General features: G+C 69.1%; 22 protein-coding genes. 9 read left to right on the top strand and 13 right to left on the bottom strand.

Annotated elements, in window-relative coordinates:
- Positions 1-45 precede the first annotated feature (45 nt).
- Positions 46-1,833, top strand: a complete 1,788-nt coding sequence (locus ACIBL3_RS38540; RefSeq protein WP_396358888.1) for an AMP-dependent synthetase/ligase — start codon at positions 46-48, stop codon at positions 1,831-1,833.
- A 62-nt stretch (positions 1,834-1,895) separates the two neighbouring features.
- A complete protein-coding gene (locus tag ACIBL3_RS38535; RefSeq protein ID WP_396358926.1) occupies positions 1,896-2,327 on the top strand; it encodes an STAS domain-containing protein in 432 nt (143 codons plus the stop codon).
- Between the two features lie 24 nt (positions 2,328-2,351).
- On the opposite strand, the gene ACIBL3_RS38530 is transcribed toward ACIBL3_RS38535, so the two are convergent.
- From ACIBL3_RS38530 to ACIBL3_RS38515, 4 genes are read right to left on the bottom strand one after another with little or no spacing between them, the layout of a single operon-like run.
- Positions 2,352-3,233, bottom strand: coding sequence for a carbohydrate ABC transporter permease (locus ACIBL3_RS38530; RefSeq protein ID WP_396358887.1), 882 nt, complete (start codon positions 3,231-3,233; stop codon positions 2,352-2,354).
- Entirely contained in the window at positions 3,230-4,276 is a 1,047-nt protein-coding gene (locus ACIBL3_RS38525) for a carbohydrate ABC transporter permease (protein ID WP_396358886.1), read from the bottom strand. Before ACIBL3_RS38525 ends, ACIBL3_RS38530 begins: the two co-directional genes overlap by 4 nt.
- Positions 4,277-4,284: 8 nt before the next feature.
- A complete protein-coding gene (locus ACIBL3_RS38520; RefSeq protein WP_396358885.1) occupies positions 4,285-5,532 on the bottom strand; it encodes an ABC transporter substrate-binding protein in 1,248 nt (415 codons plus the stop codon).
- Positions 5,529-6,767: a hypothetical protein gene (locus tag ACIBL3_RS38515; protein WP_396358883.1), complete on the bottom strand. Its 1,239-nt coding sequence runs from the start codon at positions 6,765-6,767 to the stop codon at positions 5,529-5,531. Before ACIBL3_RS38515 ends, ACIBL3_RS38520 begins: the two co-directional genes overlap by 4 nt.
- 102 nt (positions 6,768-6,869) lie before the next feature.
- Between ACIBL3_RS38515 and ACIBL3_RS38510 the strand changes: the two genes are divergently transcribed.
- Positions 6,870-8,570, top strand: coding sequence for a glycoside hydrolase family 36 protein (locus ACIBL3_RS38510; protein ID WP_396358882.1), 1,701 nt, complete (start codon positions 6,870-6,872; stop codon positions 8,568-8,570).
- Positions 8,571-8,580: 10 nt separating this feature from the next.
- Positions 8,581-9,585, top strand: a complete 1,005-nt coding sequence (locus ACIBL3_RS38505; protein ID WP_396358881.1) for a LacI family DNA-binding transcriptional regulator — start codon at positions 8,581-8,583, stop codon at positions 9,583-9,585.
- Here ACIBL3_RS38505 and ACIBL3_RS38500 read toward each other — a convergent pair.
- Positions 9,534-10,703 (bottom strand): MFS transporter, encoded by a 1,170-nt coding sequence (locus ACIBL3_RS38500; protein ID WP_396358880.1) that lies wholly within the window; start codon positions 10,701-10,703, stop codon positions 9,534-9,536. The two genes, ACIBL3_RS38505 and ACIBL3_RS38500, sit on opposite strands and share 52 nt — an antisense overlap.
- 102 nt (positions 10,704-10,805) lie before the next feature.
- Between ACIBL3_RS38500 and ACIBL3_RS38495 the strand changes: the two genes are divergently transcribed.
- The 3 genes from ACIBL3_RS38495 to ACIBL3_RS38485 are packed head-to-tail and all read left to right on the top strand — an operon-like array spanning position 10,806 to position 13,454.
- A complete protein-coding gene (locus tag ACIBL3_RS38495) occupies positions 10,806-11,783 on the top strand; it encodes a DUF5937 family protein (RefSeq protein WP_396358879.1) in 978 nt (325 codons plus the stop codon).
- Positions 11,784-11,791: 8 nt separating this feature from the next.
- Positions 11,792-12,439 (top strand): hypothetical protein, encoded by a 648-nt coding sequence (locus ACIBL3_RS38490; protein WP_396358878.1) that lies wholly within the window; start codon positions 11,792-11,794, stop codon positions 12,437-12,439.
- Positions 12,440-12,485: 46 nt separating this feature from the next.
- Positions 12,486-13,454: an EamA family transporter gene (locus ACIBL3_RS38485; RefSeq protein ID WP_396358877.1), complete on the top strand. Its 969-nt coding sequence runs from the start codon at positions 12,486-12,488 to the stop codon at positions 13,452-13,454.
- 67 nt (positions 13,455-13,521) lie between these two features.
- On the opposite strand, the gene ACIBL3_RS38480 is transcribed toward ACIBL3_RS38485, so the two are convergent.
- The 7 genes from ACIBL3_RS38480 to ACIBL3_RS38450 all read right to left on the bottom strand — a co-directional run bounded on the left by ACIBL3_RS38480 (position 13,522) and on the right by ACIBL3_RS38450 (position 21,720).
- The gene (locus tag ACIBL3_RS38480) at positions 13,522-14,697 is read right to left on the bottom strand and encodes an alanine--tRNA ligase-related protein (protein ID WP_396358876.1); all 1,176 of its coding nucleotides are present in this window, start codon (positions 14,695-14,697) and stop codon (positions 13,522-13,524) included.
- A gap of 195 nt (positions 14,698-14,892) precedes the next feature.
- On the bottom strand, positions 14,893-16,011 hold the full coding sequence (locus tag ACIBL3_RS38475; RefSeq protein WP_396358875.1) for a glycosyltransferase family 4 protein: 1,119 nt from the start codon (positions 16,009-16,011) through the stop codon (positions 14,893-14,895).
- Positions 16,008-17,252: a M48 family metallopeptidase gene (locus ACIBL3_RS38470; protein ID WP_396358874.1), complete on the bottom strand. Its 1,245-nt coding sequence runs from the start codon at positions 17,250-17,252 to the stop codon at positions 16,008-16,010. The genes ACIBL3_RS38475 and ACIBL3_RS38470 overlap by 4 nt, the downstream gene beginning before the upstream one ends.
- The gene (locus ACIBL3_RS38465) at positions 17,245-18,717 is read right to left on the bottom strand and encodes a hypothetical protein (RefSeq protein ID WP_396358873.1); all 1,473 of its coding nucleotides are present in this window, start codon (positions 18,715-18,717) and stop codon (positions 17,245-17,247) included. Before ACIBL3_RS38465 ends, ACIBL3_RS38470 begins: the two co-directional genes overlap by 8 nt.
- Before the next feature lie 98 nt (positions 18,718-18,815).
- Entirely contained in the window at positions 18,816-19,904 is a 1,089-nt protein-coding gene (locus ACIBL3_RS38460) for an NlpC/P60 family protein (protein ID WP_396358872.1), read from the bottom strand.
- Positions 19,905-20,081: 177 nt separating this feature from the next.
- Positions 20,082-20,327 (bottom strand): hypothetical protein, encoded by a 246-nt coding sequence (locus ACIBL3_RS38455; protein WP_396358871.1) that lies wholly within the window; start codon positions 20,325-20,327, stop codon positions 20,082-20,084.
- An 82-nt stretch (positions 20,328-20,409) separates the two neighbouring features.
- The gene (locus ACIBL3_RS38450; protein WP_396358870.1) at positions 20,410-21,720 is read right to left on the bottom strand and encodes an NYN domain-containing protein; all 1,311 of its coding nucleotides are present in this window, start codon (positions 21,718-21,720) and stop codon (positions 20,410-20,412) included.
- Between the two features lie 351 nt (positions 21,721-22,071).
- Between ACIBL3_RS38450 and ACIBL3_RS38445 the strand changes: the two genes are divergently transcribed.
- Positions 22,072-23,853, top strand: coding sequence for a DEDD exonuclease domain-containing protein (locus ACIBL3_RS38445; protein WP_396358869.1), 1,782 nt, complete (start codon positions 22,072-22,074; stop codon positions 23,851-23,853).
- A 19-nt stretch (positions 23,854-23,872) separates the two neighbouring features.
- Here ACIBL3_RS38445 and ACIBL3_RS38440 read toward each other — a convergent pair whose 3' ends face one another.
- Positions 23,873-24,313: a hypothetical protein gene (locus ACIBL3_RS38440; protein WP_396358868.1), complete on the bottom strand. Its 441-nt coding sequence runs from the start codon at positions 24,311-24,313 to the stop codon at positions 23,873-23,875.
- Between the two features lie 111 nt (positions 24,314-24,424).
- Between ACIBL3_RS38440 and ACIBL3_RS38435 the strand changes: the two genes are divergently transcribed.
- Positions 24,425-25,225, top strand: coding sequence for a helix-turn-helix domain-containing protein (locus ACIBL3_RS38435; protein WP_396358867.1), 801 nt, complete (start codon positions 24,425-24,427; stop codon positions 25,223-25,225).
- The last annotated feature ends 25 nt before the right edge of the window (positions 25,226-25,250 follow it).

The following is a 25,250-nucleotide window of genomic DNA, read 5'->3' as shown; positions in this document are numbered from 1 at the left end:
TGCGCCGGAAGTCGACAATTCGTGACCGACTAGGAGACGACGCGGATGCGTGAGTACACCGTTCCTGCTGTGACCGAGCCACCCACCGGGAGCCTCAGCGACCCGGTCTGGGCGAACGCGTCCTCTCATCCTGACACCGCGGTGTTCAGCCGGCGCGCCGAGGGCGGCTGGCTCGACGTTTCCGCCGCCGAGTTCGCGCGGCAGGTGACCGCGGTCGCGAAGGGCCTGATCGCGGCCGGCGTGAAGCACGGCGACCGGGTCGCCCTGCTCAGCGCGACCCGGTACGAGTGGACCCTGGTCGACTACGCGATGTGGAGCATCGGCGCGGTCACGGTGCCGATCTTCGAGACCTCGTCCGCGTCACAGATCCAGTGGATCCTGACCGACTCCGAGGCGGTCGCCGCGGTGGTGGAGACCGCCGCGCACGGCGCCGTGGTGGAGTCCGCCCGGGCCGACGCGCCGTCGCTGCAAGAGATCTGGCAGCTCGAGGCCGGTGCGGTCGAGGAGCTGACCGTGCTCGGCCAGCAGGTATCCGACGCCGAGTTCGACAAGCGCCGTACGGCGGTCGAGCCCGGCGATCTCGCGACGCTGATCTACACCTCCGGCACGACGGGCCGGCCGAAGGGCTGCAAGATCACGCACGCCAACTTCCTGGACGAGCTCAACCCGGCGGTGCGGGTGCTGGACGACCTGTTCGACGTGAACGGCGCGAGCACGCTGCTGTTCCTGCCGCTGGCGCACGTGTTCGCCCGGATCATCCAGGTCGGCTGCGTGATGATGCGGGTCAAGCTCGGCCACAGCGCGGACGTGAAGAACCTGGTCGACGACCTCGGCGCGTTCAAGCCGACCTTCATCCTGAGCGTGCCGCGGGTGTTCGAGAAGGTGTTCAACTCGGCCAGCCAGAAGGCGCATGCCGAGGGCAAGGGCAAGATCTTCGACGCCGCCGCGGACACCGCGATCGCGTACTCGCAGGCGCAGGACAAGGGCGGCGCCTCGTTCGGGCTGAAGGCCAAGCACGCGCTGTTCGACCGGCTGGTGTACGGCAAGCTGCGCACTGTCCTCGGCGGAAAGGTCCAGTACGCCGTCTCCGGCGGCGCCCCGCTCGGGGACCGGCTCAGCCATTTCTTCCGCGGCATCGGCGTACCGGTGCTGGAGGGCTACGGCCTGACCGAGACCACCGCCGCGGTGGCGGTGAACCTGCCGGACGACGTCCGCATCGGCACCGTGGGCCGGCCGCTTCCTGGTGTGTCGGTCGGCGTCGCGGAGGACGGCGAGCTGTGCTTCAAGGGTGGCCAGGTGATGCAGGGCTACTGGAAGAACGACGACGCGACCGCGGCCGCGATCGACGCCGACGGCTGGTTCCACACCGGCGACCTGGGTGAGTTCGACGTCGACGGGTTCATCCGGATCACCGGGCGGAAGAAGGAGATCCTGGTGACCGCCGGCGGCAAGAACGTCGCCCCGGCCGTGCTGGAGGACCGGATCCGCCTGCACCCGCTGGTCAGCCAGTGCATGGTGGTCGGCGACGGCAAGCCGTTCATCGCCGCCCTGGTCACCATCGACCCGGAGACGATCGTCCCGTGGGCCACCGACCGCGGCAAGCCCACCGACGTCCCGTCCCTGGTGGACGACGAGGACCTGATCGCCGAGGTGCAGAAGGCCGTCGACGAGGCCAACGCCGCCGTCTCCAAGGCCGAGGCGATCAAGAAGTTCACCATCCTGCCCAACGACTGGACCCAGGAGACCGACGAGCTCTCCCTCAAACTCTCCCTCCGCCGCCACATCGTCATGCGCAACCACGCCACCGACGTAGAAGCCCTCTACGCCAAGTAGCCGGGGATTAGCTGGTGGGTACTTTCGGGGTGTGAGGCGATCGTCGCTTGGTTCTGGTCGCCGTGCCGGATCTAGGAGACGTTGTGAGTTCAGTGGACAGGCATGCTCGAAAACCTCGCGTGGTCGGGGCCGCGCGGCGGCCCACGGAGGTCAGTGGGCCGTTCGTTTGTGGGTGGAGTGCGGTCGGTGACTGTGCAGTGGTTCGGGTGGCCGGGCAAGTTGATCTGGTGACGGCACCGGCGTTCGAGCATGAGCTTCGGCACGTGATCACGACGAAGCTGCCAAAACTGGTGGTGGATCTGCGCCGCGTCACGCTGATGGAGCCGGCGGGCGTCGACGTACTCTCCGTCGCCCACGACCTGGCCGTCGAGCATGGTGGATGGGTGCGCATGTCGGGCGCCGCGAAATGGCTCGCGGACCTGATCGGCACGATCACGCCCACCCACTACCCCACGCTGGCTGAAGCGCTGCCGGCGTACCGTCCACTCGGCTAGCTCGGCCTTCTCGGACGGGATTAGCTACTTCCCGCCGCTGAAGGTGATTCCGTTCGTGATCTGCTTCTGGGCGACGAAGAACACCAGCAGGCAGGGCAGCGTGATCAGCACGGAGGTTGCCATCAGCAACGGGGTGTCGGTGCCGTTGACGGACTGGAAGCCGGCCAGGGCGAGCGGCAGCGTCTTCCACTCGTCGGAGTTGATGTAGATCGCCGGTCCGAGGAAGTTGTTCCAGTAGCCCATGAACAGCAGGATCGACACCGCGACGACGGCCGGCCGGGCCAGCGGCAGGTACACCAGCAGGAACATCCGGAACCAGCCGCACCCGTCCACGACCGCCGCGTCGGCCAGCTCGCCCGGCATCCGCAGGAAGAACTGCCGGAACAGGAAGATGTAGAACGGCGACCCGAAGAACGCCGGCAGGATCAGCGGGTACAGGGTGTCGATCATGCCGAGGTTGTTGAACAGCATGAACTGCGGCACCATCGTCACCTCCCCCGGCAGCAGCATGGTCGCCAGCACCACCGCGAACACCACCCCGGAGAACCGCACCCGCAGCCGCGCGAACGCGAACCCGGCCAGCGCGCAGGAGAACACCGTCCCCACGATCGGGATGAAGGTGGTCAGCACCGAGTTCAGCGCGTACCGCCAGAACGGGAACGACGTCACCGCCCGGGAGTAGTTGTCCCAGAGGAACTCCTGCGGTACCACGCTCGCGCCCGAGCTGCCCACTCCGGCGAGCGACCGCAGCGAGGTCGCGATCATCCACAGGAACGGGTAGACGAACGCCACCGAGCCCAGCACCAGGACGACGTACAGGACGATCGTGAGCGAGACGTTCCGGCGCCAGAACGGCCGATCGGTGCGGAACGCCACCGCGGGACGGGCTTCTGCCAGCGCGGTCATCGGTTCTTCCTCCTGCGGCGGACCGACAGCTCGGTCTCGTAGTACACGGCGAACGCGCTGCCCCGCAGGGTCACCGCGGTCAGCGCCAGGATGACGACGAACAGTATCCAGGCCAGCGCGGACGCGTAGCCCATCCGGAAGTTCTGGAAGGCGTTGTCGTAGAGGTAGTAGACGAAGAACAGCAGCGAGTCCTTCGGGCCGCCGTTCGCGATGAAGCCCTGGGTGAAGATCTGCAGCGACCCGATGATGCCGGTCAGCGCGTTGAACAAGATGATCGGCGACAGCTGCGGCAGCGTCACGTGCCAGAACAGCCGGAGCGGACCGGCGCCGTCGAGCGCGGCGGCTTCGTACAGGTTGGACGGCACATCCTTCAGCCCGGCCAGGTAGATCACCATCGCCCCGCCGACCGTCCACAGGCTCATCAGGATCACCGTCGGCAGCGCCCAGGACGCGTCGTTGAACCACCCGGGTCCCTCGATGCCGACCTTGCCCAGGACGTCGTTCGCCAGCCCGTACTGCGGGTTGAACACCCACAGGAACAGCACCATCTGGGCCACGCCGGACACCAGGCTCGGCAGGTACCAGATGGTCCGGAAGAACCGCATCCCGGGCAGGTCCGCGTTCAGCAGCAACGCCACCACGAAGGCCAGCGCGGTCTGCAGCGGCACGCTGATCAGGGCGTACAGCAGGGTCACCTTCAGGGCTTGCGCGACCCGCGGGTCCTGGAAGGCCTCGCTGTAGTTGGCGAAGCCGACGAACCGCGGCGGCGTGATCAGGTCCCAGGACGTCAGGCTGACGTAGACCGAGGACAGCATCGGGCCGACCGTGAACAGCGCGAAGCCGATCAGCCAGGGTGAGACGAACAGCCAGAACGCGATCGTCTTGTCGGCCCGCGGCCACTTCCGCCTCGCCCCGTACGCCGCCAGTCCGATGACGGCGTACAGGGCGATCAGCAGGAGCAGGAACGGGACCAGCGGCACGAGTACGGCGGGGACGCCCCAGGACTCCGCGAGGCTCCGGATCCAGCCGATGGTCGGGTTCATCGGCTACCTCACTGCTTCAGTGCGGCGGTGCACTTGTCGTTCAGCCCGGGCAGGATCTTCGCGACCTCCTCCTTGCCGCTGCCGAGCGGCGTGTAGCTGGTGATGCCCTTGTCCGCGTCACCGGAGATCTGCGCCTCCCGCGGCACCGACGGGCTGACCTGCCCGGTCTTCATCGCGGTGGTGAACGCGGCCAGGTTCCGCTCGGCCGGCAGCACCTTCTCCAGGGTGCCGGTGGACTCGGCGACGATCGGGACGCCGAGCGCGGTGTTGCCCTGGATCAGCTGGTTCTGGGCGTCCGGGTTCGAGCTGGCGAACTCGACGAACTTCTTCGCCGTCTCGAGTTGCTTGCCGCTCGCGGTCTTCGAGATCGCCAGTCCGCCGACCTCCATCGGGAATCCCTTGCCCGGGACCGGGACCAGCGTCCAGTTCGGTTTGGTGATCTTGGCGAAGTCGGCGACCGTCCACGGCCCGAAGTCGCTGAAGGTGCCGAGCCGCCCGCCCGCGAACCACTGCGCCTGGTCCTGGCCCTGGACGTCGAGCGAGCTCGGCGCGTACCGGTCCTTCTGCATGTCGACGACGTACTGCGCGGTCTTGAGGCCCTGCTCGTCACCAAAGGTGCAGGCGGTCGCGTCGGCGTTGTAGAACCCGCCGCCGGCCGCGGTCAGCCAGCCCTTGAACCACAGGTTGCTGGCGCCGTAGACCCGGCTCTTGCCCTCGCCGTGCGACAGCTTCGCCGCGATGTCGCGGTACTCCTCCAGCGTCAGCGGTGTGGTTGCGCTCGGCAACGGGATGCCCGCGGCCTTGAACGCGTCCACGTTGATCGCCATCACCTTCGGCTTGGCGGTGAACGGCATCGCGTAGTACTTGCCGTCGTACTTCAGCGACTCGGAGATGTTCGGCTGGACGAACTTGCCGGCGTCCACCTGCTGCTCGGCGAAGCTGGGCGCGAACCCGGCCAGGCTGGTGTTGCTGATCTCCATCACGGTGGACTGGGTGCCGGCCGCGATCGAGGTCTGCAGCTTCTGCTCGTAGTCGGCCTGGATCCAGTTCGTGGTCACCTTGGTGCCGGGGTTGGCCTTCTCGAACGCGGCCGCGATCGCCTTCAGCGAGGCGGCCTCCGAGTTCGTCCCCCAGAACGAGAAGCTGATGTCGGCGGAGTCCCCGGAGTCGCTCGACGCGGGTGGGTTGCTGGTGGCGCACCCGGCGGCCAGCAGTACGGCGGCAGTCGCCGGGATCAGGCGGTGGGAAAGCTTCATGAAAGGTCCTTGCTCTGAGTGCTGACCCGGGCGGTCCGACCGGGTTCGAGGAGGTGAGGGGCGGCCTGGCCGACGGTGACCGTGAGCGGCCCCGGTCCGCTGTGCACGGTGATCTCGGTGGTGTGCCGGCCTTGCTGGCTGATGCGGAGGTCCCACCCGCCGACCCGGACGTGGTCGGCGGTCAGCCGGCCGATGGCGGCGGGCAGGTGGGAGTCGATGGTCAAGGAGGCCGACGCCGCGTCCGGCACCAGGCCGAGCAGGCCGGCCACCAGGTGCTGGACGACGGTGAAGGAGATCTCCGGGTAGTCGTCGCGGCTGTCGATCAGGTGCTGGATCCAGCGCCAGGCCGACTCGTCCCGGCGGTGGCGGAAGAACACCTCGGGCAGGTAGCTGAACGCCTCGATGTTCTCCGGCGGCCGCTGCTCGAGTTGGGCTTCCAGGTAGTCGAGGAAGCGCTCGTTCTGCGCACCGGTCCCGCTGAGGCCGGTCATCGCGACGATCCAGTGCGACTCCAGCCCCCAGGTGAAGTCGAGCCCGTCCTTCGTCCGGCCGCGCGCGAACCACTCCCCGTTCCACCAGTCGTTCAGGAACATCGCCTGGATCCGCTCGGCCCGCTCGTCCAGACCGAGTTTGCGGAGTACGGCGTACTGCAGCGCGAGACCGTCACCGGCGACGACGAGTGGCGCGTCCTGCTCGTTGTAGGTGGCCGTGCCGACGAAGATGTCGCCGGTGCCGGACGCCTCCGGGACACCGTCGCCGTCGGCGTCGTGGGCGTCGACGAACTCGCCGATCGAGTGCCGGTAGTACGCGGCCAGGTCGGGCTCGTCGAGCCATCGGCGGTCGCCGGTCCAGTCGTACTGTTCCAGCGCCCGGTAGGTCAGGTCGAACACCGCGGGGATCTCCCGGACGAAGTGTTCGTCGTGGTGGTAGTCGATCTCGGCGATCCGGCCGTCGAAGTGGAACGCCCACAGCGGGTACCACTTGCGGGCCGGCGTCGCCGACCGGACGAAGTGCCGGAACATCGCGAGGTTCTCGGCGTCCAGGCCGAGCAGGTGCGCGCCGGCCGCCTGGTGGCAGACGTCGCGGGCGTAGAACAGCGGACGGGACGGGTAGCCGGCCCAGTACGACGGCAGGTTGCCCGGCGCGGCGCCGGTCTGGACCCAGTCGAGCGCACGCTTGCGGGCCCAGCCGAAGGCGTCCTCGACGATCGGGTTCTCGGAGCTGACAGCCAGCACGGCCACTCCTCGGAGAATCGGATATTAGCGCTAAAACTAGGAGTGCCCAGGAATTCCGTCAATACCTTCTTGGGATCGAGTTTTACCGCTATAGTCCAGCTCGTGACGACTTTCGAGATCCGCTCCCCCGACGGCCGCACGCACCGAAGCGGTTCGGTCGACGGCGCCCACTCGATCACCGAACTGCCGGCCACCGAGCCCGGCGTGCTGCGGTACGACGTGGTCGCAAACGGCACCGCACGGCTGCGCTGGACCTGGCCCGCCGAGTCCGCGGTGACCTTGTGGCGGGCCACGCAGTCGTCACACCGCGAGCTGCCGACCGACTGGGGTTCGCACCGCGACATCCGGTCGGTTCGCTCGGCGCCGGTCGCGGCTCTCGTCGACGCGCAGGACCGGAGTCTGCTGACCGTGTCGCTGTCGGCGACGGTCCGCGGCTGCGACTTCGCGATCGGCGTGCACGAGGAAGGCGCCGAGCAACTGATCCAACTGGCGGTCGACGACATCGAGCCGACCGACGGCGTGCACCGCTTCACCGTGCGGATCGACCTCCGCGGGCTGCACTTCGCGGAGGCACTGCGGGGCGTGACCGACGACTGGACGCGCGAGCTCGGCGATCGGATCGTGCCGGTGCCCGAGCTGGCCCGGCAGGCGATGTACTCGACCTGGTACAGCGACCACCAGCACGTCTCCGCCGAGTCCGTCGAACGGCACGCGCGCGCTGGCGCGTCGTACGACTGCAAGGCGGTGATCGTCGACGACGGCTGGCAGACCGACGACACTCGACGCGGCTACGCGTACTGCGGCGACTGGGAGCCGACGTTCCACGACATGACCCAGCACGTACGGCGGGTGCACGAGCTCGGGATGCGGTACGTCCTGTGGCTCGCGCCGCCGTTGATCGGTCACCACTCGAAGGCCTGGGAGAGCCTGAAGGACAGCACGCTCGGCCATCTCGAGCACCTCGAGGCATCGGTGCTCGATCCGCGGTTGCCCGAGGTACGTGAGCACATCGTCGAATCGTGTGTGCGGCCGGTGCGCGACTGGGGTGTAGACGGGTTGAAGCTCGACTTCCTCGACACGTGGGCGGCGTGGCAGCTGCCGGGGCTGGACGAAGGCGTCGAGTCGGTGCTGCAGGCGATCACCACCGAGCTGCGTCGGTTGCGGAGTGACGTGCTGATCGAGTTCCGGCAGGACTACGTCCACCCGCGGCTGTGGCAGTTCGGCACGTTCCTGCGGGCCGGCGACTGCGCGATGGACCCGGTCGAGAACCGGGTCCGCACCGTCGACGCGCGACTGCTGGCCGGCGATCGGGCAGTCCACTCGGACATGCTGATGTGGCATCCGGCGGCTGCTCCGGAGACGGTCGCCCAGCAGTTCATCGGAGCGATGTTCAGTACGCCGCAAGTGTCGATGGAGCTCGATGCGCTGCCAGTGGACCATCAGCGGGTCGTGCGGTTCTGGCTCGGGTTCCTGAGTGATCACGCCGACGTGCTGCTTCACGGCGTCCTGACTCCGATGCGGCCGGACGCTCGGTACACGCAGGTGCGGGCGGTCGGCGCGGAGACCGTCGTGGCCGTTTTCGCCAACCCTGTCGTGCGTTTGAGTGAGTCCGACCGGTCCGTCGTCGTAGTGAACGGCGGCAGCGAATCACGCATCCTGGTCGAAGGAGCCGGTTCTGGACCGGTCGACCTCGTAGTGTCGGATTGCTCGGGCGTGGAGGTCTACCGGGGGACGGCGACACCGCCGGAGCTGTGGGCAATCGACGTACCCGTGGCCGGAGTGGCGCGGATCGTGCGGAACTGAGGGGGCTGGATTGACGCAGCAGCGGAAGCCACGACGGACGACGGTCGCGGACGTCGCCCGGCTGGCCGGGGTGTCGGCGATGACGGTGTCGAATGTGCTGAACGCGCCGCACCGGGTCAGCCCACCGACGGTGCAGACCGTGCGGGCCGCGATCAAGGAGCTCGGCTACACCCCGAACCACGCCGCCCGGGCGCTCTCGTCCGGCCGCAGCCAGGTGATCGGGCTCCCGCTCTACCTCGAGGACGACGCGTTCAGCGACCAGAACCCGGGTCTGGGCGGCTTCTTGCACGGGCTGCTCGGCGGCCTGGTGAAGTCCGCCGCGGTCTCCGGGTACGGCGTGCACGTCACGACACCGACCGAGGGTGCGACCGAGATCGCCCTGTACGAGAAGCTGATCGCGGCCCGGCAGGTCGACGCGATCGTCGTACTCGAGACGATGCCGCACGACGACCGGATCGAGTACCTGAGCCAGCGGCCGTTCCCCTTCGTCGCGTTCGGGCGGACCGGGCATCAGCACCGGCAGTGCTGGGTCGACGTCGACAACGAGACGTCGATGGCCGGGATCGCCCGGCATCTGCAGTCGACCGGGCGGACGCGGGCCGTGTACCTGGCGACCGACAGCGCGTTGCCGTGGGTTCATCAGCGGCAGGACGGGTTCCTGCGGGAGTTCCCGGCCACGGTCGTGGAGTCGTTCGGGTCGCTCGAGGCGGTGGCGTCGTACGTCGAGGAGACGGATCCGCCGGAGGTGTTCGTGGCGGACAACGACGCGTACGCCGTGGTCGCGATGCGCGCGTTGCAGCGGCGCGGGATCACCGTGGGCAAGGAGGTCGCGGTGACCGGGTTCAACGACTTCCCGTTCGCGAGCATGCTCGACACACCGCTGACGACGGCGCGGATCCCGTTGCGGGACATTGCCACCGCGCTGTTCGAGCGGGCGCTGCGGGAGATCAACGGCGACCCGGATCAGCCCGGCTGCCTCGTCACCGCTCCCCTGGTCGTCCGGTCCAGCGCCTGACGCGTGATCAGGAGCGTGATCGTCGTACCGAGGATCCCCGAGAGGGTGATGGTCAGGCTTGGTTTCAGGAAGGTGCCGACCAGACCGCCGAGGGCGATGCTCAGGCCTTGGATGGCCATCAGGCCGCTGGTCTGGACGGTGAACAGGCGGCCTCGGTACGACGGATCGACGGTTGCGAGGATCATCGGGTCGATGGCTTGGTTGAAGGCGTAGCCGGCGCCGGAGACGGCGAGGAGTACGGCGGCGATCGGGATGGAAGGCGTTAGCAGGAAGGCGATCGCGGGGATCTGGCTGGCGATCACGAGTGGTACGACGAGCCGTCGCCGGGTGGCTGGGGTGAAGCGGGCGACGACGAGTTCGCCGAGGACGGTGCCGGCTGCGTAACCGGTGAAGAGGGCGCCGGCGGCTGAGGCGGCGGCGCCGGTCTGGGCGGCGTACGCGACCGCGAGTCCGTCGGGGACCGAGGAGAACGCGGGCGCGACCCAGGTGAGCAGGATCAGCGTGCGCAGGCGCTTGGTGGAGAAGATGTAGCGCAGGCCGGCCAGTGAGTCGCTGACGGTGTTGCGCTGTCGCTCACCGGGCGGGGTGTACGGCGTGCCTACGCCGATCAGGATCGCGGATGCTGCGAAGGTGATTGCGTCGAGCGCGAGGAGCCAGGTGGGGCCGATGGCGGCGACTGCTACTGCGCCGAGGGCGAAGCCGGTGAGCACAGTGACCTGACTGATTGCCCGGAGCAACGACCGGCCGATCGGGAAGAGATCGCGCGGGAGCAGATGCGCGAGACTGGCGGCACGGGCACCGGCGAAGACGGGCGCGATGATTCCGGTCAACAGGAGGAGGCCGAGGAGCGCGGCTACCGGTAGGTCCGGGATGAGCATCAGGCCGATGCAGAGGGCGCTGAGCAGGTCGCAGCTCACCAGGACACGGCGGGCGGGGAAGCGGTCCGCGATGGACGAGAGCACGATGCCGCCGAGGGCGTAGGGCAGGAACGAGCAGACGAGCACCAAGGCAGACAGCAGTGGTGAGCCGGTGCGCTCGAACACCAGGATGGACAGCGCGACCTGCGCGGCGACGGTGCCGACCATCGAAATGGTGTGCGCGAGAAAGATCGTGCGCATGCCTGGGATGGCCAAGACTTCTCGGTAGGACCTCACAGGCTGAGGGTGTCTGGTGCCAGCGCGGTGGCGTAGAGTTTTGGGTGTGGCCGAAAGTTGTGGGGGATGACTGTTCTGCGGTTCACGCAGGGGGATGCGTTGCGGTGCCGGTTCGGGGCTTCGCCGTTGTGGGAGACGATGTCGGCGGTGCGGGTGCTGCATGGCGTGCGGCATCGTGGGTTGTACGTGCCGTGGGTGGCGGCGAAGGCTGAGGCAGCGGCTGGGCTGGAGCTGCGCGGGTTGAAAGCCGTCCAGCCGCGGGTCGGGTTCACGCCGGACTTTCTCACCCCGCCGCCCAAGGCATCGCGGGCCAGGTTCGCGACCGAGATCGCGCGCGTCCGGAGCACGCCGCTCGAGCGAGTGCGATCCGAGCTGACCCGATCACGCGACGAGCTCGGCAACCCCGGCGCGCCCGAGATCGACCGAATGCTCAAAGACCTAGCCGGCGCACGGGAACGCCTCGCGGACGAGATCGAGAGCGCCTGGGAGGCCCTCGTCCGGCCCGATTGGCAGCTCATCAGCCGCGTGCTGGACGACGACATCGCGTACCGCGGCCAACAGCTCACCGACGGCGGACTGGCCGCGCTCTTCGACGACCTGCACCCGACGCTCGCCTGGGAAGACGACCGCCTGATCGCCACCCGCTACCGCGAACCGGACCACGAGCTCACCGGCCAAGGCATCCTGCTCGTCCCCGGCGTCTTCGCCTGGCCGCACCTGGTCATGGTCCTCGACCCCAGCTACCAACCCACTGTCGTCTACCCGGCCCGCGCAGCCGCCCGCTTGTGGTCAGATGCCCCCGCTCCCCCGGACCCTCTGGCCCGCCTACTCGGTCGCACCCGAGCGACCCTCCTGGTCGCGCTCGACCCACCCGCAACGACCAGTGCACTGTCCAAGCAGTACGGCCTGGCTCTGGCGACCGTGGCCGAGCACCTGGCTGCCCTGTACGACGCGGGGCTCGCGACTCGGCGTCGTACGGGGCATCAAGTCCATTACCGCCGTACCGAAGTAGGTCAAGCGGTGATCGACGCGTCCGTTGGTTAAATGCACTGGTGAACAGCACACGTCACATTCGGCGGTGGCCGGCTTCGCTGGCTGTGGTCGCCGTACTGGTCCTGCAGTTGGTCGTGCCGACGGAGATCATCGCGCTGCCGCGCTGGATCATGCCGGCTCTCGGTGCGGCGCTGCTGCTGCCGCTGGTGTGGACCAACCCGTTCCACTTGCGCCGGGACGAGCCCTGGCTGCGCTGGGTGGAGCTGGTGCTGCTCGGCGTCCTGGTGGTCGTCAACGCGGTCTACCTGACCGGACTGATCGTCTACCTGAGCACCGGCGAGGCGAACGACGGATCGGTGCTGGTGAAGGCCGCGTTGCTCATCTGGGTGACGAACGTGGTCGCGTTCGGGGTCTGGTACTGGGAGGTGGACCGCGGTGGGCCGTTCGCGCGGGCGCCCGAGCACGAGCGGGAGTCGGAGCGGGCCGACCTGCTGTTCCCGCAGATGACGGTCGACCTGCCGGGCTGGGAACGCTGGCTGCCCGGGTTCACCGACTACCTGTTCGTCGCGTTCACCGCCGCGACCGCGTTCAGCCCGACCGACACGATGCCGCTGACGGCCCGGGTGAAGACGCTGATGGGCATCCAGGCGGCCGTCTCGTTGCTGACCGTCGCGGTAGTCGCGGCGCGGGCCGTGAACGTCCTCTGAGAAAGGCTCTCGACAGCCATGTAATGGGCATGAGAGTGTTATGCCCATGTACAGCACGAAGTCGGTGGGGCTCGGTTTCGCCGTGTTCTCGGCGGTCACGTTCGGTGGTTCGGGGCCGTTCGCCAAGGCGCTGATCGGGGCCGGTTTCACTCCCGAGCAGGCCGCCTGGCTGCGGATCCTCGGCGCGGCGGCGCTGCTCATCCCGCTCGCGCTGATCTTCCGCGGGGTCGGTGGGCTGCGGGCCGCCCGGTCCTCGTGGCGGGCGCTCGTGATGTACGGCCTGACCGGGATCGCCGGCTGCCAGACGCTGTTCTTCATCGCGGCCAGCCGGCTGCCGGTGGGAGTCGCGCTGATGCTCGAGTTCACCGGTCCGGTGCTCGTGGTCGCGTGGCTCAAGTTCGGGCAGAAGATCGCGGTCCCCAAGACGGCGGCGGTCGGCGTCGGGATCGCGCTGGTCGGCCTCGCGACCGTGGTGGAGATCTGGTCCGGGCTGAAGCTGGACGTGGTCGGCCTGGTCGCCGGACTCGGTGCGGCTGCGTGCCAGGCGACGTACTTCATCCTGATCGACAAGCTGACCGGCGCCGCGGACCCGTTGGTGATGACCGCGGCCGGCAGTGTGGTCGGCGCGGTGGTCCTGACCGCGATCTCGGCGCCGTGGGGGATCCCGTGGCACTCGCTGGTCGACACGATCGCGATCGGCGACCGTTCGGCGCCCGGTTGGGTGCTGGCCGGCTGGCTGATCGTCGTCAGCACCGTCGTGGCCTATCTCGCCGGAGCCGCCGCGGTTCAGCGGCTGTCCGCCGCGGTGGGTGGAGCGGTCGCGTACGTCGAGGTCGTTGCCGCCAGCATCTTCGCCTGGATCCTCCTGAACGAGACGCTGCGCACCAACCAGATCATCGGCGGCGTCATCGTGCTGGCCGGCGCCTTCGTCGCCCAGTCCTCGGTCGGCAAGGTCGCTCCCCCGGAGATCCCGGACTCCGACACCCCGCGCACCCTGGACCCGGCCGGCGTCTGAGTCCGACTTTGTGCACCGCTCGAGCGTTTTCGGCGTCGCGCCGTACTCGAACGGTGCACAAAGTCGGCTAAAGCGAGGGCTGCAGCAGGGAGTCGACCAGCTCCCGGGGCAGGCCGTGGGTCTCGTGGAGGTACTCGTAGTCGGTGTCGTCGAGGGACTTGTGGAAGCGTTCGTGGCTCAGCACCTTGCGGCCGCGGTCGAGCAGGTTGCTGAACCGGATCTCCTCGTCGATCAGGATCCGCCGGACCAGCGTCACCGTCTCGCCCTGGTGGAAGTGCCGCAGCGTGTGCTCGAAGAGCTCCATCGGCAGGTCGGACAGCGTCCGGGAGTCGTCGTCGCGCCACAGCAGGGTCAGCACCCGGCGGATCAGCCGGCGCAGCACGTAGCCGCGACCGGTGTTCGACGGGTACACGCCGTCGCCGACGATCACGATGCTGGAGCGCAGGTGGTCGATGACGATCCGCTGCGACTGCTCGTCCAGCCGCCACAGCTCCGGCACGATCCGCATCCACGGCTCGAACAGCGAGGTCTCGTAGACCGAGTCCTTGCCCTCCAGCAGCATCGTCAGCCGCTCCAGGCCCAGCCCGGTGTCGATGTTCTGCTGCTGCAGCGGCTCGAGCGACCCGTCGTCGAGGCGGCGGTAGCGCATCATCACGTGGTTCCACACCTCGACCCAGCGCTTGTCCGTACTCGGCGTACCCTCCGGGTCGCCCTCGCCGGTCCAGACGAAGATCTCCGAGTCGGGTCCGCACGGTCCGGTCGGGCCGTTCGACCACCAGTTGTCCTCGGTGGTCAGCTCGATCGGCAGCCCGAGCTCCTGCCAGGTCCGCAGCGACTCCTGGTCGATCGGCACCTGGCCGTCACCGCCGAACACGGTCACGTACAGGCGGCTCGGGTCGATCCCGAACCCCTGGGTCATCAGCTCGTAGCCCCAGCGCAGCGTCTGGCTGCTGCCGTAGTCGCCGAGCGACCAGGAGCCGAGCATCTCGAACACGGTCAGGTGGGTCGGGTCCCCCACCTCGTCGAGATCGGTGGTTCGCAGGCATCGCTGGATGCCCACGAGTCTGCGCCCCAGCGGATGGGGTTCGCCTTCCAGGTACGGCGTCAGCGGATGCATCCCCGAGGTCGTGAAGAGCACCGGATCACCGAGGCGCGGGATGAGCGTGGACCCGGTGGTCGGCACGTGGTCACGGTCGAGGAAGAAGTCGATGAAGGTCTTGCTGAGGATTCCGTTGGTCTGCATGGTTCTGGTCCTGTCTTGGTGAATGACCGGAACCGGACCACCGGGAGCGGAAACAACAACACCGGCGAACCGTTTCCGGTCGCCGGTGGAAGTGTGAGAATGTCAGGCCGCGGCAGCCGGAGAGCGATGAGCTCGTACGGCTGCGGCAAGTCGGAACATCCGGTGCATGTCGGCCAGAGTACACGAATCCCGAACCTAGATGTCCAGCAATTCCCTCAGGACGGCTCCGCTGCGTGTCCAGGTCCAGTTCTGCTGGGCCCAGGCCCGGCCTTCCGCGCCCAGGGCAGCGGCTTTGGCCGGGTGGGTGAGGAGCTCGATCAGGCGGGCGGCGACCGCGGGCGGGTTGTACGGGTCGACCAGGTAGCCGGTCTCACCGTGCCGGACCGTGTCAGCCGCTCCCCCGGAGTCGCCGATCACGACCGGCTTGCCGGTGGCGGACGCCTCCAGGGCGACGATCCCGAGCGCCTCCGGCTCGAGCCCGAACCGGCGGGTCCGGCAGGGCATCGCGAACACGTCCGCGGCGTCGACGTACGGCGGGATGTCACGCCACGGGATCGCCCCGGTGAACACCACCGAGGACGTGACACCGAGGGATGCCACGAGCCCCTCGAGTCGTTCCCGGTCCGGGCCACCACCGACGAGCAGCAGCATCGCGGACGGTACGGCGGCCAGCACCTGCGGCCAGGCCCGGATCAAGGTGTCCTGGCCCTTGCGCGGGATCAGCCTCGACACGCAGGCGACCACCGGAGCACCTTCGAGGCCAAGACCTTCGCGGACCTGCTCTCCCCCACATCCCGGGAAGAACCGGGCCGTGTCGACCCCAGGAGTCAGTCGGCGCATCCGCCGTACGGCGGCCGGAGAGAGTGCCGGCGCGATCCGGTCCGCGCACCAGGACGAGACCGTCGTCACGGTGTCGGCGGCGTCGCCGATCCGCCGCAGCGCCCGGCGCGCACCGGGCACGCCGGCCCACCACGTCTCATGCCCGTGCGTCATCGCGACGATCCGCTGGACCCCGGCCCGCCTGAGCGCCGGTCCCATCAGACCGAGCGGCGCGGCTGCCCCGAACAGCACCCGATCCGCGTTGTGCTCCTTCGCCAGTCGTACGGCGTTCTTCGTGATCCGGGCCGTCGGCAACAACATCGTGGTCCGGTCCCGGACCACGGGGAACGGCAGCGTGGCGTCGTACTCCCGGTCGCCGGGCTCGTGCGACGTGTAGACGACGAGCTCCGGCAGTTCGTCGCACAGGGAGCGGACGAAAGTCTCGATGCCGCCCTGGCGGGGCGGGAAGTCGTTGGTGACGACGAGGACGGTCATCGCGGCACCAGCGGCGGCACCGAGGTGCCGTGCTCGACGGCCCAGGCTCGGCCCATCGCGATCCGCTCCGGTGAGGTCGGGTGACTGGCGAACATCCAGTACCGCCAGCGGCGCGGGGTCAGCCCGGAGATGTTGGTGACCGCGAGGTCGTGCTGCATTTCGACGAAGTTGCGCGGGTCGTTCGTCAGTTGCAGCGAGTGGTAGTCGGCGCGGGCCTCGATCCGGCGGCTGACCAGGTTCTGCACCGGGGCGGCGAGCGTCGTACCGGCGACGATCAGGGCCAGCAGCAACGCGGTCCGGCGCGGGTCGGACATCCGGGCCCCGAGCAACAATCGCAGCAGGACGACCGCGAAGGCGGTCCCGAGCACGCCGATCAGGGTGCCGTGCAGTACGTCGTCCTCGGCCGCGTGACCGAGTTCGTGCGCGACGACGAGCCGGACCTGCGCCGGCGGCGTGTCCTTCAGCAGCGTGTCGTAGACGACCAGCCGGCGCGTCGAGCCGAAGCCGGAAACGTAAGCATTCAAGGCCGTTGTGCGCTTGGAGGCGTCCGCGACCAGCACGTCCTTGACCGGTACGCCGTCGTCCGCGGCCAGCTTCATGAAGTCGTCGCGCTGCGGCCCGGCCGGCATCGAGGTGAACTCGTTGAACCGCGGCTCGACCAGGACCGGGTACGCGTACGACACCCCGAGCACGAGCACCGCGCCGGCGATTGCCGCAGGCAACCACCACCAGGTCCGGAAGCGTTTGGCCAGCGCGATCAGGCCGACCGCGATCACCGCCAGCGCAAGCGACATCAGCAGCCAGTTCACCACGCGGTCCCGGGTCCACAGCCCCCAGTCCTGCACGGACAGACCGTACTTCCGGGTGACCCGCTCAGCCATCACGTCGGTCGGCACCGTGACCAGGCTGACGAGCAGTCCGAGCCCGAACACGAGCAACGGTACGGCGACGTACCACCGGCGGATGCGGATCGCGTCGTACAGGCGGCGGCCGAGGGGGCTGAAGCCGATTACCAGCGGGACCAGCAGGGACAGCACCCATGACGTGGTCGACCACGGCAGCAGCTCGTGCCGGAACGCGTTCTGCCGGGCGATCTCGACGGCGGTGAAGTCCGCCGTCACGTCCGGTTCGGGGACGTCGATCAGGTGCCAGGGCGTCGTGGTGACGATGACGAGGACGAGCGCGGCGGCGAGAACGACGGCGGCTACCGGCGGGGCCCAGCGCGCCGCCGGCTCAGACACCGGCGAGCCTCTTGAGGTACTGCTGCCACTCGACGACGAACTCCTGCTCGGTCATGCCGAGCACGGACTTGAAGGCGTCGGCCAGGCCGGCCGAGGACTTCGACGCGTGCACGGCCCGGTAGAACTTCACCAACTTGCTCTGCCCCTCGCGCTCGGCGATCAGCCGGCAGGCCAGCCAGGCCGACTCGTAAGCCTGGGGCAGCTCCGCCGATGACGCGGCGAACGCCTCCGGCGCCGGCAGCGCGGACGGCACCTTGCCGGCCCGGACCGCCTTGAACAGCTCCTTCGCCGCCGACTCGTCCTGCACGGGAACGGCGGTGAACGCGACATAGTCGGCGAATCCCTCGGCCAGCCACAACGGGACGGGCGAGGCGGTCGCGGTGGACGCGACGTGGGTGGTCTCGTGGGTCAGCACGATCCGGCGACCCTGCTTGCCGAGCTCCTCGAACAGCTTGGGATTGGCCACGATCCGCACCGGCGCGCCCACCTGCGGACTGTCCAGCTCGGCCATCGTGACAGCGGCGATCTGGGTGTAGGTGTTCGGCTGCGCGCCGAGCACGTACTCCATCTGGGCCTGTTTGGCGGGCAGGTAGACGACGACCTTCTGCCGCCAGCTCCGTCCCCAGACCTTGCTGACCGAATCGACGGCACGATCCGTGACCGAGACGTAGCCCTCCGAGTCCGCCTTCGAGTCCAAGCTGATCACCAGGCTGTGGTCGCCCTTGGCCACGTCGATCGGACCGAGCGCCCACACCGGGCGTCGTTGACCGGCCACGAACCGCTCCGAGAACGACGCGGCGTACGTCGTCCCGTCGCGGGTGACGAACGTCACCGGCAGGGTCTCGCGGGCCGGCTTGGCGTCGTACCCGGTGAGTTGCCAGGACACCTCGACCTGCGCGAGCCAGGACTCGGTGCCGCCCAGCTCGGCCTGCCGGTCCGGGGTGAGCGCGGCCGGGTCGTCGCTGACGTAGCGGAGCTGGAAGGTGCCGACCGGGAGCTTGCCGAGGTTCGCGAAGATCGTGCGGGCGCTGGTGCGGAACTCGGTCGCCTTCGGGTCGATGGTGGCCAGGAACGCCGACCGGCTGTCGTCCTCGACCGCGCCGGCCATCTTCTGCAACACCGCTCCGCCGACGGAGGCTCGCCGTACGCCCTCGGCGGCCTCGTCCGGGGTGGTCGAGGTCTGCGGGGACTCCGCGGTGATCGGCGCACCGGGATCGGCCGGGGCGTCCGCGATCTGGCGGAGTCCGGCGTACCCCGCGACGGCGACCAGGCAGATGGAGAGGCCGAGTGCGACCTTCTTCACAATCGGCCCGACCGTGGGCGGCACCCGCCCCCCGTCGGCCCGTCGCTCGGCAAGCTGCGGGCGGTCCTCGGCGGGCGGTACCGCCGGGAGGGGCACCGTGTCGCCCTCTTCGTCGATCACCTCGGCCCCTCGCTGCTCACCTGCCCCTGTCAGGCGGGACACTACGTGCCTCCTCTGACAGTAGAGCACTCGGACGGTGGTGAAACGACTCGGCTCCGGGGGTGAGACCCCGGAGCCGATGAGTATGACAAAGGTTTGGTTCAGCTCGGACGGACTGCGGTGTTGAACGGCATCAGGTCCAGCGGGTCGGTCTTCACCGGCTTGCCCGGGCGGCTCGCGTGCACGATCCGGCCGTTGCCGATGTACATCCCGACGTGGCTGATCGGCGAGTAGTAGAACACCAGGTCACCCGGCATCAGCTGGCTCTTGCTGACCCGGCGGCCCTCACTGGCCTGCGCCTTCGACGAGTGCGACAGCGAGACACCGGCCTTGCCCCAGGCGTACATCGTCAGGCCGGAGCAGTCGAAGGACTCCGGGCCGTCGGCACCCCAGACGTACGGATCGCCGAGCTGCGCCATCGCGGCCTGGATCGCGATCCCGGCGCGGCCGTTGGCCGGCACCGGCAGGTCGTCCGTCCGGTCGCCGTCCCGGCTCGGGCGCTCGTCCCGGGCCTCCTCGGCTTCCTTCTCGTTCTCCGCCTGGATCCGGGCCCGCTCCGCGTCGCTGAGCTTGCCGAGCACCTTCTCGGCGGCGTCCAGGTTGGTCTGGATCTGCTTCTTCAGCGTGTCCTGCTGGGACTGCACGGCCTGCAGCGCGGCCAGCTCGGTCTGCTCACTGGCCTGCAGGTCGGTCAGCTTGCCCTGAGCCTGCTGGTAGCGGCGGAGCGCCGAGTTCTGCTGGCCGGCGAACGCCTGCGCGGTCGAGGCCTGGCTGAGGAACTGGTCGGGGTTCGTCGACAGCAGCAGCTGCGCCGTCGTCGTCATCCCGGAGGTCTGGTAGCCGGCGACCGCGAGCGAACCGATCTGTTTCTTGACCGAGTCGACCTGGCCCTGCTGCTTGCCGATGGCGGCCTGCAAGGCCTTCACCCGGGCCTGGGAGGCGCCGATCTGGCCGCGCAGGTCGTTCGCCGACTCACCGGCCTGCTCGGCCTTGTGCTGCAGCGCTGCGACCTGCTTCTTCGCCTCGTCCAGGGTCGGCGCCGGATCGGCGTCCGCACCCGTCTGGATCAAGAACACACCCGCGGCGACTGCCGTGCTGGTGATGGCGGCGAGGGCGATTCCCTTGGTGCGGTTGATGCGTCCGCTGGCCACAGCCCGGTCGATCCCTTCGTCTGCTCGCGCCGTCCCCATTGACCACACCGGCTGCAGCAGAACCTACGCTGCGGGACCTGGCGGGTCACCCATCGGCTTCGTGCTGCCCGGTCGGTCTGATCGGCCGACACCCTGAGGCAACGAGAGGTAACAGTAGTGACCGTTTCGTGACCAGTGCAATTCGCCCCTCGGGTTTGATCGAAAATTAACGAAGCGTCACCCCAACCCAACGACCGTTTCGCCTTCCCCGTCAGGGGTTTCCGGGTCGATGCTGCTGACAGCGTGCACGAGGCGTAGCGGTGGCACGAGACCGGACTCGGCCAGCGCGTCCAGCGCGGCCTTCTCGTCGTCGTCGATCCGCAGCGTGCCCGCCCGCTCGGCCGAGAAGCCCAGCACCACCGTGACCACGCAGTCCTGGCAGCCGGGACCCCGCATCACACAAGCGTCGCAGTCGATCAGCACAACGTCCTCCAAAGTGGGGAAGCATCCGGACTTGCATCCGGCTGAGAAGGACGCTAGAGGGCGGCTCCGACAGTTTTCGGCGTCAGGCGCGGGCGATCCGGCCGATCAGCGTGGTCGCGGACAGTGCCCGGGCCCCCATCTTGATGATGCTTTCGGCAACTTCGCGGTCGGTCGACACGACCACGACCGGGCGACCGGGCGGCTCGGCCCGCACCAGTTGCCGGATCACCTCGTCGGCGATCACGCCGGCGGGGCTGAACCGCACCCGCACGCCGCGCGGTGGATTCAGTTGCACCGGGCCCGAAAGCTCGGCGCCGTCGAACACCACGGTCACCTCGATGCGACGCTGCGCGACCAGCGCGCCCAGCGCTGTGACGAGCCGCTGACGCTGAGAGTGCAACGGTGAGTTCGGCCATGCGGTCTTCGTCACGTTGTAGCCGTCGATGATCAGGTGTACCTGCGGCAACGACAGCAACTCGTCGAACAACGCCGGGTCGTCGTCAGGCGCCGTACGCCCGACCGGAGCGGCGTCGGGCTCCATGCCGGCCACGGTGTCCGCCGGTCGGAGCTCTCCCCCGGGTGGCAGGGCCAGCTCGCGACGCAGCCCGCTTGCTGCCTCGAGCAACGTGTCGAGGAGCAGTCTGGTCCGCGTCGACGCGAGCTCGCGTTCCTGTCCCGCCGTACGGCGTGCTGCGTGTTCGACTGCTTCGAGCTCGGTGATGCGGGCGCGGAGCTTGCGCAGCTCGCGCTCCACCTCGGCGCGGGCGGCGTCGACGCGTTCGTCAGCTGTCTCCGCTTGGGTGGTGCGTTCCTCGAGCTCGCTCTGCAGGCCGCTGATGCGCTGCCGCGCCTCGTTGAGTTTGCGGCGCAGCGTGACGTTCTCGGCCTTGAGCTCGTTGACCTGTTCGCGGAGGCGCTCGCGGACCTGCCGGGTCTCGGTCCGCGCCTGGTCGAGCTGGTCGGACAGCCGGTTGACTGCTTCCTCTGCTGCGCGTGGCGCCTCGACGGGCACCTGGGCGGCGGCTGCGGTGACCTGCTTTTCCCAGTCGTCCGGACGGAGCAGGTAGGCCAGGGCGGCGACTTCCACGGGGTCGGCGGCCGGGACCGGGACGCCGTCGGCGACCGCATCCCCGAGCTCCGGATGCTCGCGTCGTACCTCGAAGGCTGTGAGCTTCCGGAAGTGGTCGTCGGTCTCCAGGATCGGCCCGAGGACGGACGCCGAGAGCTTGGCCCGTTTGGCCGGCGCGAAACTGGCGAAGCGGCGCAGCGGCGGCGGGATGTCGGTCGCCGGCAACTGGCCGAGAGCCTGCGCGGCGAGGGCGAGAACCCGTTGCCGGACCGGTTCGGGCAAAGAGGTAGCGGCGGAGCTCGCGGCGGTGCCTGCCTCAGTCACCGGCCCGCAGTCCGGCCCGAACGGTGGTCTGGCTGCACGAAGCGCTGGGCCAGTGACGCAGACCACAGCTGCCCGGCAGCTGGGCCGGATTCGCGGTGATCGCCTGTGTACGCATACAGAGAGCCTAGTCGGTCGTGCCTCGTTCGCCACGTTGTTTGAGTGCTGGCGGTGTCCAGGTGCGTGCATCGCAAGGCGGAGAAGCGTCCTCGATGCGGTGTTTCATCGTGGATGCTTCTCCAACGCCGCGAGGTGCGTGCCTGGGCGCCGCCAGTGCCAAAGAACGTGGTGAACGAGGCACGTGGTTGCGTGTCACCTGCGGAATTGTCGGTGGCGACTCTTAGCGTCGTTGCCATGACCAGCCCGGCCCCGGACCAGCTGACGCCGATTCGCGGTGTGCAGCCGAGTTTCGACGACCTCGGGACGCCGCTGCGCGACGTCACGTTCTGCGTCGTCGACCTGGAGACCACCGGTGGCGCGCCGGGCGAGTCGGGGATCACCGAGATCGGCGCGGTCAAGGTGCGCAGCGGCGAGGTGGTCGGCGAGTTCCAGACCCTGGTGAACCCGTCCGACCCGATCCCGCCGTTCATCGCCGTGCTGACCGGCATCACCAACGGGATGGTTGCCTCGTCACCCCGGATCGGGTCGGTGCTGCCGGCCTTCCTGGAGTTCGCGCAGGGCTGCGTGATGGTGGCGCACAACGCGCCGTTCGACATGGGCTTCCTGAAGCACGAGAGCCTCGTGCACGGGTACGACTGGCCCGACTTCACCGTCGTCGACACCGCGTTGCTCGCCCGCCGCGTGATCACGCCGGACGAGGCGCCGAACTGCAAGCTCGGCACGCTGGCCAAGCTGTTCCGCGCCACCACGACGCCGAACCACCGCGCGTTGTCGGACGCTCGCGCGACAGTCGACGTACTGCACGGCCTGTTCGAGCGGGTCGGGTCGCTCGGCGTGCAGACGCTGGAGGACCTGCAGACCTTCTCCTCGCGGGTCGCGCCGGCCGTGCGCGCGAAGCGGCACCTGGCCGAAACGTTGCCGCACGCACCAGGTGTGTACCTGTTCACCGACGACCGCGGCGAGGTCCTGTACGTCGGCAAGTCGAAGGACCTGCGGAACCGGGTCCGGTCGTACTTCACCGCCTCCGAGACCCGGTCGAGGATCGGCGAGATGATCGGCATCGCCAGCGGGGTGCGCGGGATCGAGTGCGGGACGTCGCTCGAGGCCGAGGTGCGGGAGCTGCGGCTGATCGCGGAGCACAAGCCGCGGTACAACCGGCGCTCGAAGTTCCCGGAGCGGCAACACTGGCTGAAGGTCACCGTTGAACCGTTTCCACGGCTGTCGCTGGTGAAACAGGTGCGCGACGACGACGCCGGGTACCTCGGCCCGTTCAGCTCGCGGAAGACGGCCGAGAGGGCGATGGCGGCGCTGCACGAGGCGTTCCCGATCCGGCAGTGCACGGCGCGGATGTCACGCCACCCGCAGTTGTCGCCGTGCGTGCTGGCCGAGATGGGCCGGTGCGTGGCACCGTGCGACGGGCGGATCTCGGCCGACTCCTACGGCGAGTTCGTGACGTCGCTGCGGACGGCGCTGACCACCGACCCGACCCCGGTGGTCGAGGCGCTGGACCGGCGGATCGACGTACTGTCGGCGGACGAGCGGTTCGAGGATGCCGCCGTACATCGGGACCGGTTGAGTGCCTTCGTGCGGAGCTCGGCGCGGATGCAGCGGATGGCGTCGGTGACGGGGTGCGCGGAGATCTGCGCAGCCCGGCGGACCGACGACGGCGGGTGGGAGCTGCACGTGATCCGGCACGGTCGGCTCGCGGCGGCAGGGATCAGCCCGCGCGGGACGGACCCGCGGCGCTACCTCGACATGCTCCGCGCCTCCGCCGAGACCGTCCTGCCCGGCATCGGCCCGGTCGCCTCCGCCTCCCCCGAGGAGATCGATCTGGTCCTACGTTGGCTCGACCAGCCCGGCATTCGCCTGGTCGAGATGGACGGCACCTGGACGTGCCCCGTCTCCGGCGCCGGCCGCCACCTCACCCGCCTCGACAACTCCCACTCCGAGGACCACCACCACCCCACCGAACGCCGCCGCCGACTCCGCCCCCTCGGCCCGGCCCGCGCCAGCTAGTGCGGGACACTTAGTCCCCTCAGTCGACGAACTGGTAGTCGGTGGTGATGCGGCCGTCCGGGCTGACGAGCAGGAGGTCGGTGCCGCTGCCGAGGGGCTCTCCCCCGCCGGCCGGGATCATCACCCACCTGAGCTTCACCATGTCCCGGACCACCGCGACCGCACCGTCCCGGCGGAACTCGAACTGCCCGGGTGCGACGAACTCGTCGTACGCCCGCGCCACCCGCCGTACCAGCTCGGCGTGCCCACGTGCCTCGAACGTCGCCCGGATGTCGAGCTCCGCCGCCCGCTTCACCACCTCCTCGGGCGGCTCCAGCAGGTGCACGCCGTCCGCCGTCCACAGCTCCTCCACGGCCTTGCGCCGTACGCCGGCATCCGGCTCGTTCCACACCGCCACATAGCGATCGGCCAGCTCCTCGGCGGCCGAGTTCTTCTTGTCCGGCAAGGGTTTCTCCTCCATCGTGGGCGACCCGGCGCCGCCCTGCCTCGACGATGCCGAGCCCACCGGCACCCGGACAATTCCCTCCGGGGAATCACGCGAACTGTCGGTGGCATGCGTTAGACCAGACTCGTGCTGACCGAACCCCGTCCCACCGACCTGTCCGCAGGCCTCCGGCTGTGGCGGCAGCGGCGGCGAGTGAGTCAACTGGAGCTCGCCATCCGCGCCGGGACCACGCAGCGGCACGTCAGCTTCATCGAGAGCGGCCGCTCACTCCCCGGTCGCGACATGGTGATCCGCCTCGCCGAGTCCCTACAGCTGCCACTTCGCGACCGGAACGCACTGCTCCTGGCCGGCGGCTTCGCTCCGGCGTACGACGAGACGCCGTACGACGACCCGAGTCTCGGCGCGATCCGTGCGGCGCTGGCCGGGATCGTCGAGGGCCATCGCCAGTACCCGGCGGTGGTCGTCAACCGGCGCGGTGACCTGGTGCTGACGAACCGATCGTTCGACGTGCTCATCGCCGGCGTGGCGCCGTACCTGCTCGAGGAGCCGGTGAACGGGCCGCGCCTGCTCCTCCACCCCGACGGCCTTGCGCCGCGGATCGTCAACTTCGCGGAGTGGTCCTGGCACGTGCTCGATGCCCTGACCCGCGAGGCCGCTCAGAATCCGGCGCCTGAGGCCGACGCGCTGATCGAGGAGTTGACCGCGCTGGTTCCGCCGCGTCCGCCTTCTGGTCCGGATCACCTGGGCTTCGCCGTACCGCTGCAACTGGACTCCTCGTACGGCGAGCTGCGGCTGATCACCACGCTCACCCGCTTCGGTACGGCGATCGAGGTGACGGTCTCGGAGTTGCGCATGGAGGCGTTCCTGCCCGCGGACGAGGCGACCGCGAAGGCACTGCGGTTACTCGACCCGGCCGCGCCGGGCTGAGCGGGAACGGGCGGGCTCGGTCGGT

Source organism: Kribbella sp. NPDC050124, assembly GCF_044460355.1.
GTDB lineage: Bacteria > Actinomycetota > Actinomycetes > Propionibacteriales > Kribbellaceae > Kribbella.
This window is presented reverse-complemented; position numbering and strand designations above follow the sequence as displayed.